Raw genomic sequence first — 15682 nt, 5'->3', positions numbered from 1 at the left:
CTCTTGAAAGCGTGCAAGCGCAGACCTAGCGGCAAACGTTAAGAACTTCGCGCCCTGCTTCCTGAACGCTATCGTTCGGCCGCGCGGTTCACGCTCCAGGCCAGGACGTCCAGTCGATCCGCGCCGAAGAAGATCTCGCCATTCCACACGAAGGTGGGCGTTCCGAACACCCCGTTCGCATACGCCTCCGCCGTTCGCCTCGTTAGGGCATCGCGAACAGCGGGATCGCCGGCCCGCTCCACGATGGCAGCATCGCCGCCGGCGCGGGCGACGGCCTCGCTCAACACCAGGGGATCGGAGATGTCGCGCTGCTCGTGCCACAGACCATCGAAGATGGCGCTGCGGAAGACCTGCTCAACCCGGCCCGACAGCAAGGACGCAACGCACAATGCAGGAATTTGATTGGGCCTGTTGGGCCACTTCCACGACGGCTTCAACGGCGCCCCATAGAACCTCGCCATACGGCGGATGTCCGCCATGAGATAGGCGCGCTTGGGTGGGATGAGGGTATCGACATAAGGCGCCCACGGCTCGCGGCCGGATTGCAGATTGAGGATCACGTCGATGAAGATCGGGCGGCCGACCCATTCAACCCCGGCCGGAAAGCCGAGGCCGGCTTTGCGGATCCTGTAATCGGCGAAATAGGCGTAGGGTGATCTGAAGTCGTAATAGGTTTCGATTTGCGCGGTCATGGCTCACGATTTCCAGGATCGGGACATTGCGACAGTCCACATCGAAATCCCGCATCCTTCAAGATTTCCGATCACCGCCCGCTCTATTCAATGACGTCGTCGGCGATTGCCAGCAGGGCGGGCGACAGCGTGACGCCGAGCACCCGGGCGGTCTTCAGGTTGACCGCAAGCTCGAACTTGGTGGGATTCTGGACCGGCAGCTCGGCCGGCGGCGCGCCCTTCAGGATGCGATCGATGTAACCTGCGGCGCGCCGAAGCTGCTCGGCGCTGTCGGTGCTGTAGGACATCAGCCCGCCCTCCTTGACGAAGGTGTGGCTCCAGAACACCGCCGGCACGCGTGCTTCGTTGATTGCGGCGAGCAGATGCACGCGGCTGGCCATGGTGAAGAAGTCCGGCAGGATCAGGAAGCCGCCATCCCTCCGCGAAGCCAGTGCCGCGATGGAAGCGGCGTCGTTCACCGGCGCCGGCTCGACCGTCACGTGCAGGGTCCGCGCCGCGTCCTCGATCGTGCGCAGCATCAGGGGCGCGAACGGCGCGGTGGCGGGATTGTAGACGACAAAGGCGCGGGAAATTTTCGGCGTGACCTGCGTCAGCATCTCCAGCCATTTGCCGGCCAAGGGGCCGTCATAATCGGTGAAGCCGGTGATGTTGCCGCCGGGATGGGCGAGGTTCTCGACAAATCCCTGGCTGACGGGATCCGTCACCACGGCGAACACGATCGGGATCGTCATGGTGCGCCGGCGCAGCTCCTCCACCGAGGGGGTGCCGACCGCAAGCAGGATATCGGGCTTGAGCGCGATCAGTTCGTCGGCAAGCTGCGCGATCCGGGCGCGGTCGCCGCCGCCGGCGCGCCAATGGATCTTGAGATTGTCGCGCTCCTTCCAGCCAAGGACGGCGAGCGCCTCGACCAGGACCATGCTGCGCGTCTGCCCGATCGCGTCATCGGCCGCCGTGACCGAGAGCACGCCGAGCCGGCGCGCGGGCTGTTGCGCCAGCACCGGGGCGGGCAATGCCGCGATCATCCCAAGCGCCAGGAGCTCACGGCGGTTCACGGAGCTATATCCAGCCCTGAAGTTCGCGCAGCACCAGGGCGCGGATCACCTCCATGCCGGGCTCGCTGTCATTGAGGCAGGGGATCGCGGAAAACGCTTCACCGCCATTGTGCTTGAAGATCTCGGCATTCTCCTGCGCGATCTCCTCCAGCGTCTCCAGGCAGTCGGCGGAGAAGCCCGGCGTCACCACCGCGATGCGGCGCACGCCCTCCTTGGCGAGCCGCTCCATGGTCTTGTCGGTATAAGGCTGCAGCCACTCGGCATTGCCGAAGCGCGACTGGAAGGTCAGCAGCAGCTTGGTCTCGTCCATGCCGAGCCGGCGACGCAGCGCCTCGGTGGTGGCGATGCAGTGCTGCTGATAGGGATCGCCCTTCTCGACATAGGATTTCGGCATGCCGTGGAAGGACGCCACGATCAGCTCCGGCACGAACGGCAGGCTCGCCAGATGGGTCTCGATCGAGGTCGCGAGCGCCTCGATATAGGCGGTGTCCTCGTAGTAAGGCGGCGTCACCCGCAGCGTCGGCTGGTTGCGCAGGCGGGCGAGCACGCGGAACACTTCGTCGCAGACGGTTGCCGAGGTCGAGGCGGAATATTGCGGATAAAGCGGGACGGTGAGGATGCGCTCGCAGCCTTTCGCGATCAGCGCATCGATGCGCGACTTGATCGAGGGATTGCCATAGCGCATCGCCCAGTCCACGGTGACGTGGGCGTGGTCCGACAGCGCAGCGGCGAGCTTGTCGGCTTGCGACCGCGTGATGGTCTTCAGCGGCGACTCGTTCCTCTCTGTGTTCCAGATCTTCTGGTAATCGAGCGCCTTGGTGCGGGGGCGGCTGCGCAGGATGATCCCGTTCAGCACAGCCTTCCAGATCAGGCCCTGGTCCTCGATGACGCGGGCGTCGCTGAGGAACTCCTTCAGATAGACCCGCACGCCCGGCGCATCGGCGGTGTCGGGTGTTCCGAGATTGATCAGGAGCACGCCAACACGCGGCAAGGCGGGTTGGGCGGCCGGTCTCGCGGTCTCGATGGGGATGACGCTGGTCATGGCTCTGTGGGTCGCGCGTTGGTCCGAACTTGTCAAGATGAGGCCGGTTTCGCTAGGGTCGCACCCAGGCCGGGGAAGAACGATGACACTCGCCGAATGGTGCGTCTTCGGAGCGCTGCTGCTCTATCTGTCAACGATCGCCGCGATCAAATGGATCAGGCTCGGCCGCTTCGACAATTCCCGGCCGCGCGACCCCGCCTTCTATGAGGATGCCCTCTCGCAGCGCGCGCTCGGCGCGCACCAGAACGGCATCGAGACCTTCCCGTTCTTCGCCTTCGCGGTGCTGCTCGCCGAATACCGGGATTCGCCGCAGCGGCTGATCGACGAACTCGCGGCACTGTTCCTGATCGTGCGGATCGCCTATGTGCTGACCTATCTCGGCAACCGCCCGACGCTGCGCTCGATCCTCTGGAGCATCGGCTTTGCGATCAATCTCGGGATCTTCTTCATGCCGGCGTTGAAGCAGTTTCTGCCGCTGTGAGGTTTGTGACCGTAGCCCGGATGGAGCAAAGCGTAATCCGGGGGTCTTTTCACGGCGACTCTGTCCCGGATTGCGCTTCGCTCCATCCGGGCTACGAGACCTTCGCCTAGAAACACGTCGTCCGCTCGGCCGCGATGTAGCCGAGCAACAGGCCCGCGCCGAACAGCAGCACGACGCCTGCAGCCGCGAATTCGATGCCCCTCATGAACAGCGCACCGCCGCCGTCGCGCCCGGCGCTGAGGCGGGCGGCGATGTCCTTGGCGGAGACCGCGACGACCGCGATGGTCGCGACCGTGATCGCGGTGCCGAGCCCCATCAGAAAGGTCGCGGCAATACCGGCCCAGAACAGGCCCTGGGCGAGCGCGAACACCAGCACCAGGATGGCACCCGAGCAGGGGCGGATGCCGACCGTGAGGATAGCGGCAAAACCGCGCCGCCAGCCGCCGGGTCCGGCGAGTTCGCTCGGCGTAGGGCCATGGGAATGGCCGCAATGCTCGTCGTGGACGTGGTCGTGTCCGTGGTGGGCATGGGCGTGCGCATGACCGTGCTCGGGGTGATGGTGATCATGGCCGTGATCATGATGATCGTGGGCATCATGATGATGGTGATGATCATGATGGTGCGGCACGCCGGCCATCGCCGGTACGGGCTGGACCGCCTGCAGCGCGCGGATGAACGTGCGGCCCTTGACCCACACCAGCCGCAGGCCGAACAGCGCGATCAGGGCGTAGCTCGCGATCTCGATCACCCCTTCCGCCTTGCACATGGTCTTGGCGGTCGCATTCAGCACCCAGGCCGAAATGCCGACGATCAGGATCGCCACCAGCGACTGCATGAGGGCGGAGGCAAACGACAGCGCGATGCCGCGTCGCGCGGTCTCGCGATTGGCGACGAGATAGGAGGCGATCACCGCCTTGCCATGGCCGGGACCGGCGGCATGGAAGATGCCGTAGGCGAACGAGATGAAGAGCAGGGTCCACACCGCCGAACCGTCGGACTTGGCCGCACGGATGGTTGCCGACATCTGCCGATAGAACTCCGACTGCTTTGCCAGCAGCCAGCCAATGACGCCCCTGGCCTCGGGCTCGGCAGCCTGCGCGGGTTTCGGTGCGCCGAAGGGGTTTTGCGCGAGGAGATCGTGAAGCGCGGCATCCGCGACGCCGAGTACGACGATGGCTGCCGCACAGGCAAGAAGCCCGCGGAGAAGCGGGGAATGAAGGCGGCCGTTCAAGGGCAATCCACCGTGATCTTGTTGGCGAACATCATGCCGAAATTCGAATTCTCGCCGTTCATGAAGGTCTGCTCGTTGAGCTTCTGCGCGCTCGCGGTGCCGTCGTTCGGGCGCTCCAGCTTCAGCTGGCAGCTGGCGGGCGCGCCCACCAGTTTCACCGGGCTCTCCTTGGCCATCTGGAAGTCGATGAAGAAGGAGCGGTCGAACACTTCGAGCACCAATTGCTTCGGCTTGACCGGGTTCTTCAGCGGCAGCGTGAAGTGCAGGGTCAGGACCGTGTCCTTGTAGTCGAGGAAATAGTCGACCGGCTCCTGGAATCGTTCCTTCTTGCCGTCGGCTCGCGCAAAGGTGAAGTAGGCGTATTCCTTCAGCGACTCGACATTGGTCTGCGCCAGCGGCCCGAGCTCCTCGCGCGTATAGGCGCCCTTGGTCTTGCTCTCGAGCCCCTGCACCGCATAGGCCGAGAACATGTCGTCAAAGGTCCAGGCGTGGCGCACGCCGGTGATGCTGCCGTCCTCGGCATAGAGCAGCTCGCTGGTCGCGGTGATCCAGACATGCGGATGCGCGTGTGCGGTGCCTGCCACGAGCGACAGGCCGACGGCGAACAGCAGGCCGAGAAGAGCGCGCATGTTCATCAGGCGGCCTTGGTGTCGTCGAGCAAACCGCGCCGGCGCAGCAGCGCATCGGGCTCCGGCGGACGGCCGCGGAAGGCCTCGTAGGCGGCTTCCGGGTCGACCGATCCGCCGCTCGAATAGATGTCGTCGTGCAGGCGCTTGGCCACGGCGGGATCGAAGATGTTGCCGGCCTCCTCGAACGCGCCGAAGGCGTCGGCGTCCATCACCTCCGACCACATGTAGCTGTAATAGCCGGCGGCATAATGGTCGCCGGTGAAGATGTGACCGAACTGCGTGGGCCGGTGACGCAGCGCGATCTCCTCGGGCATGCCGATCTTTTCCAACTCCTTCTTCTCGAAGGCCCGCACGTCGCTGGCCGCCGCGGCCGGCTGGGTGTGGAACTCGAGATCGACCAGCGCCGAGGAGACGAACTCGACCGTGGCAAAGCCCTGGTTGAATTTTCGCGCGGCAAGGAAGCGCTGCAGCAGATCGTCCGGCAGCGGCTCGCCGGTCTGGTAGTGACGGGCGAACTTCTGCAGCACCTCGGGGCGCTCCTGCCAGTGCTCGTAGAGCTGCGAGGGCAGCTCGACGAAATCGGTGAACACGGAGGTGCCCGACAGCGAGGGATAGGTCACGTTCGAGAGCATGCCGTGCAGGCCGTGGCCAAACTCGTGGAACAGGGTGCGGGCATCGTCGGGCGACAGCAGCGAGGGCTCGCCGTCGGCGCCCTTGGCGAAGTTGCAGATGTTGAGAACCAGCGGCGCGACGTCGCCGTCGAGCTTCTGCTGGTCGCGCAACGAGGTCATCCAGGCGCCGGAACGCTTCGACGGGCGCGCGAAGTAGTCGCCATAGAACAGCGCCTTGTGCCGGCCTTCCGGCCCCTTCATCTCCCAGACCCGCACGTCGGGGTGCCAGACCGGAACGTCCTTGCGCTCCTCGAAGGTGACGCCGAACAGGCGCGTGGCGCAATCGAAGGCGGCCTCGATCATGTGGTCGAGCGCGAGGTATGGCTTGATCGCGGAATCGTCGAAATTGGCGCGCTGGAGGCGCAGCTTTTCGGCGTAGAAGCGCCAGTCCCAGGGAGCGAGCTTGAAATTGCCGCCCTCTGTCGTGATCAGCGCCTGCATCTCGTCGCGGTCGGCGAGCGCCCGGGCACGCGCCGGCTTCCAGACCCGCTCCAACAGGCTGCGCACCGCATCCGGCGTCTTGGCCATGGAGTCCTCGAGCCGGTAGGCGGCATAGGTCGGGTAGCCCAGGAGATTGGCGCTCTCCTCACGCAGCTTCAGGACCTCGACGATGGTCGCGTTGTTGTCGTTGGCGTTGCCGTTGTCGCCGCGCGCGATGAAGGCCTTGTAGACCTTCTCGCGCAGATCGCGCCGCGCCGAGCTCTTCAGGAACTGCTCGACCGAGGAGCGCGACAGCGTGACGATGGCCTTGCCTTCCATGCCGCGCTCTTCCGCTGCAGCCTTGGCGCTGGCGACGAAGCTCTCCGGAAGGCCCTGGCGGTCGGCCTCGCCAAGCTCCATGAACCACTCCTGCTCGTCCCCGAGCAGATGATGGCTGAAGCCGGTACCGAGCTGGGCCAGCCTCTCGTTGATCTCGGCCATCCGCGTCTTGGCCTCCTCGGAGAGGCCGGCGCCGGCGCGGTGGAAGCGGGTGTAGGTGCGCTCGAGGAGGCGAAGCTGCTCGGGCGACAGACCGAGATTGGCGCGGTTCTCGTGCAGCTGGGCGATGCGACCAAACAGCACGGCGTTCATCATGATCGGATTCCAGTGCCGCGCCATCCGCAAGGAGACATCCTTGTCGATCTCCAGGATGGCCGGGTTGGAATGCGCCGAGACGAGGTCGTAGAACACCGCCGCGACCTTGCTCAGCAGCTTGCCGGAGCGCTCCAGCGCCGTGACCGTGTTGGCGAAGTCGGGTGCGGCCGGATCATTGGTGATCGCCGCGATCTCGGCGGAGTGGTCGGCAAAGGCCTGCTCGAAGGCCGGGAGGAAGTGCTCCGGCTTGATCTCGTCGAAGGGCGGGGTCGCAAACGGCGTCAGCCAGGCCTTCAGCAGCGGATTGGTCCCGGAGTCCGTAGTTTGGCGGGGTTCTGACATCACAAGTCCCGATTTTCATGGGTCGATTGTTGCTGCCAGCTATAGCACGCGATGGGGCTTTTTTGGGCCATTTGGCCTTGCTCCCGGCCGCCTTTTCGGGGAGATTGCGGCCCTCGACAGACCACGGACCCCAGAGCTCATGAACGCGACTTCCTCGTCCTCCCGCCGGATCGTCTGGCCCAGCGTCATCACCGTCATCAGCGCCGCCATCCTGATCGGCGCCGAGGTGTTCGGCGCGGCGTTCGCCGGCGGCTGGGCGCTCGCGATCCTGTTCGGGCTCGGCGATCAGGGCACGCACATCCTGCAGGCCGTGCTGTTCGCGCTCGGCGTGCTCGTGATGACCGCGTTCATCCGCGCAGCTCAGCGCGTCGAGCCCTTCACGAAGCGCGGCTGATATTGCTCGCGCGCGTGACGCGCGCACGGGGCTCAAAAACTTAACGCCCGTTCATCTTCCGCGTCGCTCGCGCAACACTGCGCAAGCAGATGTTAGGCAATTCTGTTCGCAGCCTAAAAAAATTCTTGCGAAGCAGAGTCAAAACGCTTATGTGCGCTCTTGCCCAATTTCGCACGTGCCTGTGGTCGTGTGTCAGTCGGTAGGTATCCGGACAAGAGGCCGGACAGCCGCCAAGGGGTGAAGAAGCCGAGGGGCTCTTCGGAAGTGCGGACGTCGGACGACTGAAGGTCGCAAGATCAGAAGGTCGGACGAGAAAGCAAACCCGGAGCGTCCAGCATCTCTCTCAAAGAGATGCCTTGTCGAAGGTGACTTCGCTCTTTGCAACCGTGACTGGCAGCCGGAGGCGAACCGGCGCACCCCGCTCTCAACGGGGGACGCGACTTAAAGCAACGACGGATCGGGCTTTTTTGGTCTCTACCGGCAGTCCAACGCCGGCGCGGGCTACTGAAAAGGCTTGTCCTTCATTGCCAGGTGTGCGGGCGGGAACACTCCCAACCAATCCACGGCAGCACAGTCTGATTTGAGTCTTTGGCTTGTCACGCCTCCATCGCGTGATCTGGCCGGGGCGCTTATCCGACGACATTTTTTGAACGGATCCCCGTCGCTGGGCCGTTTGGGAGAGTGCTATGACCGAACGTATTCAGGAATTCCTGCGCAACCGCCGCAAGGATGGCCTCGACACCGAGCCGTGCCTCGTCGTCGACCTCGAGGTCGTGCGCGACAATTACCAGACCTTCGCCAAGGCACTCCCCGACAGCCGCGTGTTCTACGCCGTCAAGGCGAACCCGGCGCCGGAAGTGCTGGCTCTGCTCGCCTCCATGGGCTCCTGCTTCGACACCGCCACGGTCGCCGAGATCGAGATGGCGCTGGCGGCCGGTGCGACGCCCGACCGCATCTCCTTCGGCAACACGATCAAGAAGGAGCGCGACATCGCGCGCGCCTTCGCGCTCGGCATCCGGCTGTTCGCGGTCGACTGCGCCGCCGAGGTCGAGAAGGTCGCCCGTGCCGCTCCCGGCGCGAAGGTGTTCTGCCGCATCCTCTATGACTGCGCCGGTGCCGAATGGCCGCTGTCGCGCAAGTTCGGCTGCGACCCGGAGATGGCGGTCGAGGTGCTCGACGCTGCCAAGCGTCTGGGCCTGGAGCCGTGCGGCATCTCCTTCCATGTCGGCTCGCAGCAGCGCAAGGTGAAGGCGTGGGACCGTGCGTTGGCGATGGCCTCGCAGGTGTTCCGCGACTGCGCCGAGCGCGGCATCAACCTCTCCATGGTCAACATGGGCGGCGGCTTCCCGACCAAGTACCTGAAGGACGTGCCGCCGGTCGTGACCTACGGCCGCTCGATCTTCCGCGCGCTCCGCAAGCACTTCGGCAACCAGATTCCGGAGACCATCATCGAGCCGGGCCGCGGCATGGTGGGCAACGCCGGCATCATCGAATCCGAGGTCGTGCTCATCTCGAAGAAGAGCGACGAGGACGAGGTGCGCTGGGTCTACCTGGACATCGGCAAGTTCGGCGGTCTCGCCGAGACGATGGACGAGTCGATCCGCTACGCCATCCGCACCCGCCACGACGGCGCGGACATGACGCCGTGCGTGCTCGCAGGTCCGACCTGCGACAGCGCCGACGTGCTGTACGAGAAGAGCCCGTATCCGCTTCCGGTCACGCTCGAGATCGGCGATAAGGTTCTGATCGAAGGCACCGGGGCCTATACGTCGACCTACTCGTCGGTGGCCTTCAACGGTATCCCGCCGCTGAAGACGTATCACATCTGATCCGCCTCTCTTTTCCAGAGGCCTGACGAACCCGGGAGCCGGCTTGCCGGCTCCTTCCCCAACATCTCGATTTCTGACGACGCCTTGAGCAGGCGTGCCGCGCGCACGCCCGTTCAAGCGGGGACTGATGCGCCATGACTGCTTTTTGGAAGCCACAGATCGCCCTCACCTCGAAAGCCGCTCCGTTCGTGATCCGTGCGGAACGTGCTGCCGACGCCGTCGCCCGTGAAGCGCTGCTGGATGCCAGCTTTGGCGAGGACCGCCATGGCCGCACCTGCCAGCGCCTGCGCGACGGACGTGCACCTGCCGCAGGCCTTGCCCTGTCGGCCGTGCGCGAGGGCAAGCTCGTGGGAACCGTGCGGCTGTGGCACGTCAGCGCCGGAGGCAGGCCCGCTCTGGTCCTCGGACCGCTGGCGGTGGACCCTGCCTGCCGCGAGCTCGGGATCGGCGCCGCGCTGATGCAACAAGCGCTGGCCGCCGCCCGGGCGCGCGGGCATGGCGCCGTGATCCTGCTCGGCGATGCCCCCTATTACGCCCGGTTCGGCTTCTCGGGCGGGAAGACGGCTGCGCTCTCGCTGCCCGGCCCGTTCGAGCGCGACCGCCTGCTGGCGCTCGAGTTCACCGACGGCGCACTGGACGGTGCCGAGGGGATGATCGTCCCGACTGGCGCGGCACTGGCCAAACGGAGGGTAGTTCGTCCCCTCCAGGCGCACGCGGCCTAAGACCTCACCATGATGGTGACGACCGGAGCCGCGTCCCGCGGCGACGGTCGGCTGCCACCGTTGCTTTGGGGTTGCACCGCACCCGGAAACGCCCTTTAACCCCGCGAAACACCCCCTTCAGTCGAGGCCCAAACCATGTCCCGTCGCCTGATCTCCACCGGCTCTCCCCTCGAGAAGTCCGTCGGCTACAGCCGCGCCGTGATCGACGGCGATTTCGCCTTCGTCGCGGGAACCACCGGCTATGACTACAGCACGATGACCATGCCGGCCGACGTCACGAGCCAGTCACGCAATTGCTTCAAGACCATCGAGGCCGCCCTGAAGGAGGGCGGATTCGAGATGGCCGATATCGTCCGTGCGACCTATTACGTCACCGACACGAGCTTCATCGATGCCCACTTCGCCGTCTGCGGCGAGGTTCTCGGCAACATCAGGCCGGCCGCGACCTTGCTGGTCGTCAGCGCTCTCGCCAAGCCCGAGATGAAGGTCGAGATCGAAGTCACCGCCAAGCGCCGCAGCATCTGACAAGCATCGCAGCGCCTGATCCACCCCACCCTTTGCCTGCCAGCACGTTCCGGAGAATCCAGTCCATGAGCCCTCCCTCGCAGATCTACGCGAAGATCACCGGTCCCATCGTCATGGTCGGCTTCGGCTCCATCGGCAAAGGCACGCTGCCGCTGATCGAGCGGCATCTCGACTACGACAAGTCGCGCGTCACCGTGATCGATCCCAAGGACGAGGGTCGCAAGGCGCATTGCGAGAAGCACAATGTCCGCTTCATCCAGAAGGCCGTGACCAAGGACAATTATCGCGAATTGCTGTCCCCGCTGCTCACTGAAGGCGGCGGCCAGGGCTTTTGCGTCAATCTCTCGGTCGACACCGGCTCGACCGACATCATGGAGCTCTGCAACGAGCTCGGCGCGCTCTACATCGACACCGTCAACGAGCCCTGGCTCGGCTTCTATTTCGATGCGTCGAAGGGCCCGGAAGCCCGCTCCAATTACGCGCTGCGCGAGGTGACGCTGGCCGCCAAGAAGGCGCGGCCCAAGGGCTCGACCACGGCGGTCTCCTGCTGCGGCGCCAATCCCGGCATGGTCTCCTTCTTCGTCAAGCAGGCGCTGCTCAACGTCGCCGCGGATCTGAAGCTCAATGCTCCCAAGCCGAAGACCCGGGCCGAATGGGCGGATTTGATGCGGCAGGCCGGCATCAAGGGCATTCACATCGCCGAGCGCGACACCCAGCGCTCCAAGACGCCGAAAGAGCCCGACGTCTTCGTCAACACCTGGTCGGTGGAAGGTTTCCTGTCGGAAGGCGTGCAGCCGTCCGAGCTCGGCTGGGGCACCCACGAGAAGTGGATGCCGGAGAATGCGCGCACCCACGAAGCCGGCTGCGGCGCCGCCATCTACCTGATGCAGCCCGGCGCCAATACGCGCGTGCGCACCTGGTGCCCGACCCGCGGCGCGCAGTACGGCTTCCTCGTCACCCACAACGAGTCGATCTCGATCTCCGATTACTTCACGGTGCGTGACGCCTCGGGCACGGCGGTCTTCCGGCCGACCTGCCATTACGCCTATCACCCGGCCGACGATGCCGTGCTGTCGCTGCACGAGATGTTCGGCCGCGCCGCCAAGATGCAGGAGAAGCACCACATCCTCGACGAGAACGAGATCGTCGACGGTATCGACGAGCTCGGCGTGCTCCTGTTCGGCCACGACAACAACGCCTATTGGTACGGCTCGCAGCTCTCGATCGAAGAGACCCGCGCGCTCGCGCCCTACCAGAACGCCACCGGCCTGCAGGTGACCTCCGCCGTGCTCGGCGGCATGGTGTGGGCGCTGGAAAACCCGAACGAAGGCATCGTCGAAGCCGACGAGCTGGATTTCGAGCGTCTGCTGGAAATCCAGCTGCCGTATCTCGGCCCGGTGAAGGGCTATTACACCGACTGGACGCCGCTGACGGATCGTCCGGGACTGTTCCCGGAAGACATCGACACCAGCGATCCCTGGCAGTTCAGGAATGTGCTGGTGCGGTGAGGGGCCAACTTCGTGCCCCACACTCATTCGTGCCCCACACTCAACTGTCATGCCCCGGCTTGACCGGGGCAGCCAGCACGCCGCGGCTTCTCGGCATGCCATCGCTGTCTCTGGAATACTGCATCCCCCGCCTTCGCGGTGGATGACACCGAGTGCGTGGATGGGCGCGTAGCCGCCAGCTACTTCTTCTCGATCGGCGGCGCGATCTTCTCGGCCGGGGCCGGCGGCAGGGCCGGCTTGGTCGCCGCGCCCTGCGTCTGCGGATCGGGCCGCGCCGGCTCAGGCGCCGGCGTGGTCGGCCGGTCGCCGCCGGGCTTGGCTTCCGCGGGCTTGTTCTGATCGTCGGACGGCGTGCCCTGAAGCGGCGGTGTCGCCTGCGCCAGCTCCATCCGGCTCTCGGCGCGGATTTGCGCCAGCGACATCACCGACACCAGGACGCCTGCTGCGAACAGCGAGCCGGCGATTGTCAGGTCGAACTTCAGTCTGCGCTTGTCATTGACCGTCATGTCGATCACCGCCTTTGTCCGCGGGATCAACGAAATGGCCCGACCAGGGTTCCACCCACGGCAAGATGGGAACTGCCCGTCTGCGCGCCCAAACGCCGCGCCTACTCCGTCGTGCTGACTTCCCATGTCGCGTGCCGGACGCCCGGCAGATGCTGCAGGTCGGTTGCCGCCGCGTTCAGCTCGTTCGGATCGACCGCACTTGCGACCAGCTTTGCCACAATCTCCAGCATGTCCTCGCCGAGCTCGACGACCTCGATGCCCGCCACGGGATATTTTGCGCCCTCGAGCTTCTCGACGAGGCGGTCGCGCATGTCCGGCAAGGCATCGGCCGCGACCGCGAGCTTGAAATAGTAGGTCGCCTCCGAGGTCTTCTCATTCAACGGAATGCGGTTGATGGCATTGACCAAGGGTCGCAACATCGTGTTGCCGGCGATGACAAACACGGTCAGCGCGGCGGCCTGCGCGATCATGTCGGCACCGGCGCAGGAGCCGACCGCGGCCGAAGCCCACAGCGTCGCCGCGGTATTGAGCCCGCGCACGTCCATGCCCTGCTTCATGATGACGCCGGCCCCGAGGAAGCCGATGCCCGAGACGACATAGGCGATCACCCGCACCGCGCCGTCGGCGCCGTCCAGTTGCATGGCGAGATCGACGAAGGCGGCGGCCCCGACCGCGACCAGCACATTGGTGCGCAGGCCCGCAGTGCGCTGGCGATATTGCCGCTCGGCGCCGATCAGCGTGCCCAGCACGAAGGCCGTGAACAGGCTGACCAGCGTGTCGGCAAAATCAGCAATCTGGAAGGTCGTTAGAAATCGCATGAAGGTGAGCCGTCGTCGGATGGGCACGGCGCAACAGCGCCTTTGCCCACCCTATGATCTGAACGATGACGAATTAAAGCTCGAGCAGGCCGCCGTCCCCATTTTCGTCGGCGAACGCCAGCCGCGTACCCTTGGCGTTCCAGCCAATCGCGGCCACCGGCGGGGTGCCGTTGCGGCGGACCAGGATCTCGGCTCCGTCCTCCAGCCGCACCATCAGCACGGTGCCGTCGCTGTAGCCGGCGGCAAGGATGTCGTTCTTCGGATGGCAGGCGACGACCGCCACGCGCGCCTGCAGCGGCGCGAGCATCGCGGGCTCCTTGCCCATCGGACCGTCCTTGCTGCCGAACGGCCATATGATGACCGTGTCGGCGCCCGAGGTCGCCAAGCCTTTGCCGCCCGCGCTCCAGGACATCGAGCGGACGCGGCCGGGATAGCCGGTCATGCGCATATGCCTGTTGTCGGCGAGCCGCCAGCCATGCAGCGCCGGCTCGTGCATCGCGGTGACCAGAAATTTGTTGTCGGGGCTGAAAGTGACGGCGTGATGCGAACCGGCCCAGGGCAGGAATTCGGCCGACCCTTCCATGTTCGGAAACCACAGCGTCGCGCCGTTATAATGCGCGATCGCAAGCCGCAGTCCCTTCGGCGCGAAGGCGAGCCCGCCGACGGTCGAGGGCACCTCGAGCGACTTCTCCTCGGCCTTGCCGCTCTTCACGGTCGCGACCTTGCCGGCCGACCATGCGAACGCGCCGCCGTCGGCCTGCAGCGCCACCGCGTCGATCCAGCGCCGCTTCGGATCGGTCGCGAGCAGCGTCACATCGCCCTTGGCGTCGAGCGAGACGACCTTGCCGTCGTCGCCGCCCATGACGATGCGTTTGCCGTCGGAGGCAGTGGAGAGAATGCCGCCGCTGTGAACGGCGACGTTGGTGATTTCACCCTTGGCATCGACGAAGGCGACGTTCTCCTCGCCCCCGACGAAGGCGGCGCGGTCGCCGAGGAAATACACCGAGGTCACGCCCATGCCGAGCGCAACAGGCTTGACGCGGTCGGTGACGGAGACGATCGAGGCGGAATCGGGGGCCGGCGTAAACTCTTTCATCACGAGACGATGCAGCTCTCGAAACCCTTGCGGATCGCCTCTTCCGGCAATTCGCGACCGATGAAGACGAGGCGGCTCTCGCGCTTCTCGCCGTCCTTCCACTTCCGCTGGTGGTTGCCCTCCAGCATCATGTGGACGCCCTGGAAGACGTAGCGGTCGTCGTCGTCGTGGAAGGCGAGGATACCCTTGGAGCGCAGGATCTTGCCGCCCTCGACCTGCACCAGATTCTGCAGCCAGGGCATGAATACGTTGGGATCGAGCGGCTTGTCGGTCTTGAGCGAGAGCGACTGCATGTCCTCGTCGTGATAGTGCTTCAGGCCGTGGCCGTGATCATGGTGGTGATGGTCGTGGCCGTGATGGTGGTGATGATCATGGTCGTGGTCGTGATCGTCGCCGGCTTCGAGGAAATCCGGCTCGATGTCGAGGATGCGGTCGAGGTCGAACGCGCCGCGATCGAGCACGTCGGCCAGCGCCACCGAGCAGCGCTCGGTGCGATGGAGCTTCGCATAGGGGTTGATGGCGCGGATACGGGCCTCGACCTCGGCGAGTTCGCCCTTGGAAACGAGGTCGGTCTTGTTCAGCACGATGACGTCGGCGAACGCGATCTGGTTCTTGGCCTCGGGCGCATCCTTGAGCCGGTCGGACAGCCATTTGGCGTCGGCGACCGTAACCACCGCGTCTAACCGCGCGTTCTTCTGCACGTCCTCGTCGACGAAGAAGGTCTGCGCGACCGGTGCCGGATCGGCAAGGCCGGTGGTCTCGACGATGATGGCGTCGAACTTGCCCTTGCGCTTCATCAACCCGTCCATGATGCGCACGAGGTCGCCGCGCACGGTGCAGCAGATGCAGCCGTTGTTCATCTCGAACACCTCCTCATCGGCGCCGATGATGAGGTCGTTGTCGATGCCGATCTCGCCGAACTCGTTGACGATGACGGCGTACTTCTTGCCGTGGTTCTCGGACAGGATGCGGTTCAAAAGCGTCGTCTTGCCGGCGCCGAGATAGCCGGTCAGGACGGTCACGGGAATCTTTGGGGAGGTCGCTTCAGACATAACAACTCCGGACATAGG

Annotated in this window: 16 protein-coding genes; 6 read left to right on the top strand and 10 right to left on the bottom strand. The window is 65.2% G+C overall.

Annotated features, from left to right (window positions below):
• Nucleotides 1-68 precede the first annotated feature (68 nt).
• The 3 genes from CO669_RS01280 to hemH all read right to left on the bottom strand — a co-directional run bounded on the left by CO669_RS01280 (nucleotide 69) and on the right by hemH (nucleotide 2786).
• The gene (locus CO669_RS01280) at nucleotides 69-692 is read right to left on the bottom strand and encodes a 2-hydroxychromene-2-carboxylate isomerase (protein WP_097657389.1); all 624 of its coding nucleotides are present in this window, start codon (nucleotides 690-692) and stop codon (nucleotides 69-71) included.
• A gap of 83 nt (nucleotides 693-775) precedes the next feature.
• The gene (locus CO669_RS01275; RefSeq protein WP_198963756.1) at nucleotides 776-1744 is read right to left on the bottom strand and encodes an ABC transporter substrate-binding protein; all 969 of its coding nucleotides are present in this window, start codon (nucleotides 1742-1744) and stop codon (nucleotides 776-778) included.
• Between the two features lie 4 nt (nucleotides 1745-1748).
• Nucleotides 1749-2786 (bottom strand): ferrochelatase, encoded by a 1038-nt coding sequence (gene hemH / locus CO669_RS01270; RefSeq protein WP_097657387.1) that lies wholly within the window; start codon nucleotides 2784-2786, stop codon nucleotides 1749-1751.
• An 82-nt stretch (nucleotides 2787-2868) separates the two neighbouring features.
• Between hemH and CO669_RS01265 the strand changes: the two genes are divergently transcribed.
• Nucleotides 2869-3267 carry an MAPEG family protein gene (locus tag CO669_RS01265; RefSeq protein WP_097657386.1) on the top strand — a complete coding sequence of 133 codons (399 nt, stop codon included), beginning with the start codon at nucleotides 2869-2871 and terminating at the stop codon, nucleotides 3265-3267.
• A gap of 106 nt (nucleotides 3268-3373) precedes the next feature.
• Here CO669_RS01265 and CO669_RS01260 read toward each other — a convergent pair whose 3' ends face one another.
• From CO669_RS01260 to CO669_RS01250, 3 genes are read right to left on the bottom strand one after another with little or no spacing between them, the layout of a single operon-like run.
• A complete protein-coding gene (locus CO669_RS01260) occupies nucleotides 3374-4504 on the bottom strand; it encodes a nickel/cobalt transporter (protein ID WP_097657385.1) in 1131 nt (376 codons plus the stop codon).
• A complete protein-coding gene (locus CO669_RS01255) occupies nucleotides 4495-5133 on the bottom strand; it encodes a DUF1007 family protein (protein WP_097657384.1) in 639 nt (212 codons plus the stop codon). The genes CO669_RS01260 and CO669_RS01255 overlap by 10 nt, the downstream gene beginning before the upstream one ends.
• Nucleotides 5133-7214 carry a M3 family metallopeptidase gene (locus tag CO669_RS01250; RefSeq protein WP_097657383.1) on the bottom strand — a complete coding sequence of 694 codons (2082 nt, stop codon included), beginning with the start codon at nucleotides 7212-7214 and terminating at the stop codon, nucleotides 5133-5135. The genes CO669_RS01255 and CO669_RS01250 overlap by 1 nt, the downstream gene beginning before the upstream one ends.
• Before the next feature lie 139 nt (nucleotides 7215-7353).
• Between CO669_RS01250 and CO669_RS01245 the strand changes: the two genes are divergently transcribed.
• The 5 genes from CO669_RS01245 (at nucleotide 7354) to CO669_RS01220 (ending at nucleotide 12192) form a co-directional block, all read left to right on the top strand.
• Complete coding sequence (locus tag CO669_RS01245; RefSeq protein ID WP_097657382.1) at nucleotides 7354-7608, top strand: hypothetical protein; 255 nt, start codon at nucleotides 7354-7356, stop codon at nucleotides 7606-7608.
• A gap of 686 nt (nucleotides 7609-8294) precedes the next feature.
• On the top strand, nucleotides 8295-9437 hold the full coding sequence (locus CO669_RS01235) for a type III PLP-dependent enzyme (protein ID WP_097657381.1): 1143 nt from the start codon (nucleotides 8295-8297) through the stop codon (nucleotides 9435-9437).
• A gap of 134 nt (nucleotides 9438-9571) precedes the next feature.
• On the top strand, nucleotides 9572-10159 hold the full coding sequence (locus tag CO669_RS01230; RefSeq protein ID WP_097657380.1) for a GNAT family N-acetyltransferase: 588 nt from the start codon (nucleotides 9572-9574) through the stop codon (nucleotides 10157-10159).
• 135 nt (nucleotides 10160-10294) lie between these two features.
• On the top strand, nucleotides 10295-10684 hold the full coding sequence (locus tag CO669_RS01225; RefSeq protein ID WP_097657379.1) for a RidA family protein: 390 nt from the start codon (nucleotides 10295-10297) through the stop codon (nucleotides 10682-10684).
• Between the two features lie 65 nt (nucleotides 10685-10749).
• Complete coding sequence (locus tag CO669_RS01220; protein WP_097657378.1) at nucleotides 10750-12192, top strand: homospermidine synthase; 1443 nt, start codon at nucleotides 10750-10752, stop codon at nucleotides 12190-12192.
• 179 nt (nucleotides 12193-12371) lie between these two features.
• Here CO669_RS01220 and CO669_RS35810 read toward each other — a convergent pair whose 3' ends face one another.
• The 4 genes from CO669_RS35810 to CO669_RS01200 all read right to left on the bottom strand — a co-directional run bounded on the left by CO669_RS35810 (nucleotide 12372) and on the right by CO669_RS01200 (nucleotide 15664).
• Complete coding sequence (locus CO669_RS35810) at nucleotides 12372-12698, bottom strand: hypothetical protein (protein WP_198963755.1); 327 nt, start codon at nucleotides 12696-12698, stop codon at nucleotides 12372-12374.
• A gap of 101 nt (nucleotides 12699-12799) precedes the next feature.
• Nucleotides 12800-13516, bottom strand: a complete 717-nt coding sequence (locus CO669_RS01210) for an MgtC/SapB family protein (RefSeq protein WP_097657376.1) — start codon at nucleotides 13514-13516, stop codon at nucleotides 12800-12802.
• A gap of 73 nt (nucleotides 13517-13589) precedes the next feature.
• Nucleotides 13590-14612 carry a WD40 repeat domain-containing protein gene (locus tag CO669_RS01205; RefSeq protein ID WP_198963802.1) on the bottom strand — a complete coding sequence of 341 codons (1023 nt, stop codon included), beginning with the start codon at nucleotides 14610-14612 and terminating at the stop codon, nucleotides 13590-13592.
• Nucleotides 14612-15664, bottom strand: coding sequence for a CobW family GTP-binding protein (locus CO669_RS01200; RefSeq protein WP_097657374.1), 1053 nt, complete (start codon nucleotides 15662-15664; stop codon nucleotides 14612-14614). Before CO669_RS01200 ends, CO669_RS01205 begins: the two co-directional genes overlap by 1 nt.
• Between the last annotated feature and the right edge of the window lie 18 nt (nucleotides 15665-15682).

Origin of the sequence: Bradyrhizobium sp. Y36, from assembly GCF_002531575.1 — a bacterium.
GTDB lineage: Bacteria > Pseudomonadota > Alphaproteobacteria > Rhizobiales > Xanthobacteraceae > Bradyrhizobium.
The sequence above is the reverse complement of the archived record's forward strand: the minus strand, read 5'-3'. Positions and strand labels throughout refer to the sequence as shown.

Excerpts from the sequence above, each read along its gene's own strand:
- CO669_RS01235 (WP_097657381.1), top strand. The coding sequence starts at position 8,295 with ATGACCGAACGTATTCAGGAATTCCTGCGCAACCGCCGCAAGGATGGC.
- CO669_RS01245 (WP_097657382.1), top strand. The coding sequence starts at position 7,354 with ATGAACGCGACTTCCTCGTCCTCCCGCCGGATCGTCTGGCCCAGCGTC.
- CO669_RS01265 (WP_097657386.1), top strand. The coding sequence starts at position 2,869 with ATGACACTCGCCGAATGGTGCGTCTTCGGAGCGCTGCTGCTCTATCTG.
- CO669_RS01205 (WP_198963802.1), bottom strand. The coding sequence starts at position 14,612 with ATGAAAGAGTTTACGCCGGCCCCCGATTCCGCCTCGATCGTCTCCGTC.
- hemH (WP_097657387.1), bottom strand. The coding sequence starts at position 2,786 with ATGACCAGCGTCATCCCCATCGAGACCGCGAGACCGGCCGCCCAACCC.
- CO669_RS01280 (WP_097657389.1), bottom strand. The coding sequence starts at position 692 with ATGACCGCGCAAATCGAAACCTATTACGACTTCAGATCACCCTACGCC.
- CO669_RS01255 (WP_097657384.1), bottom strand. The coding sequence starts at position 5,133 with ATGAACATGCGCGCTCTTCTCGGCCTGCTGTTCGCCGTCGGCCTGTCG.
- CO669_RS35810 (WP_198963755.1), bottom strand. The coding sequence starts at position 12,698 with ATGACGGTCAATGACAAGCGCAGACTGAAGTTCGACCTGACAATCGCC.
- CO669_RS01250 (WP_097657383.1), bottom strand. The coding sequence starts at position 7,214 with ATGTCAGAACCCCGCCAAACTACGGACTCCGGGACCAATCCGCTGCTG.
- CO669_RS01210 (WP_097657376.1), bottom strand. The coding sequence starts at position 13,516 with ATGCGATTTCTAACGACCTTCCAGATTGCTGATTTTGCCGACACGCTG.
- CO669_RS01220 (WP_097657378.1), top strand. The coding sequence starts at position 10,750 with ATGAGCCCTCCCTCGCAGATCTACGCGAAGATCACCGGTCCCATCGTC.
- CO669_RS01200 (WP_097657374.1), bottom strand. The coding sequence starts at position 15,664 with ATGTCTGAAGCGACCTCCCCAAAGATTCCCGTGACCGTCCTGACCGGC.
- CO669_RS01225 (WP_097657379.1), top strand. The coding sequence starts at position 10,295 with ATGTCCCGTCGCCTGATCTCCACCGGCTCTCCCCTCGAGAAGTCCGTC.
- CO669_RS01230 (WP_097657380.1), top strand. The coding sequence starts at position 9,572 with ATGACTGCTTTTTGGAAGCCACAGATCGCCCTCACCTCGAAAGCCGCT.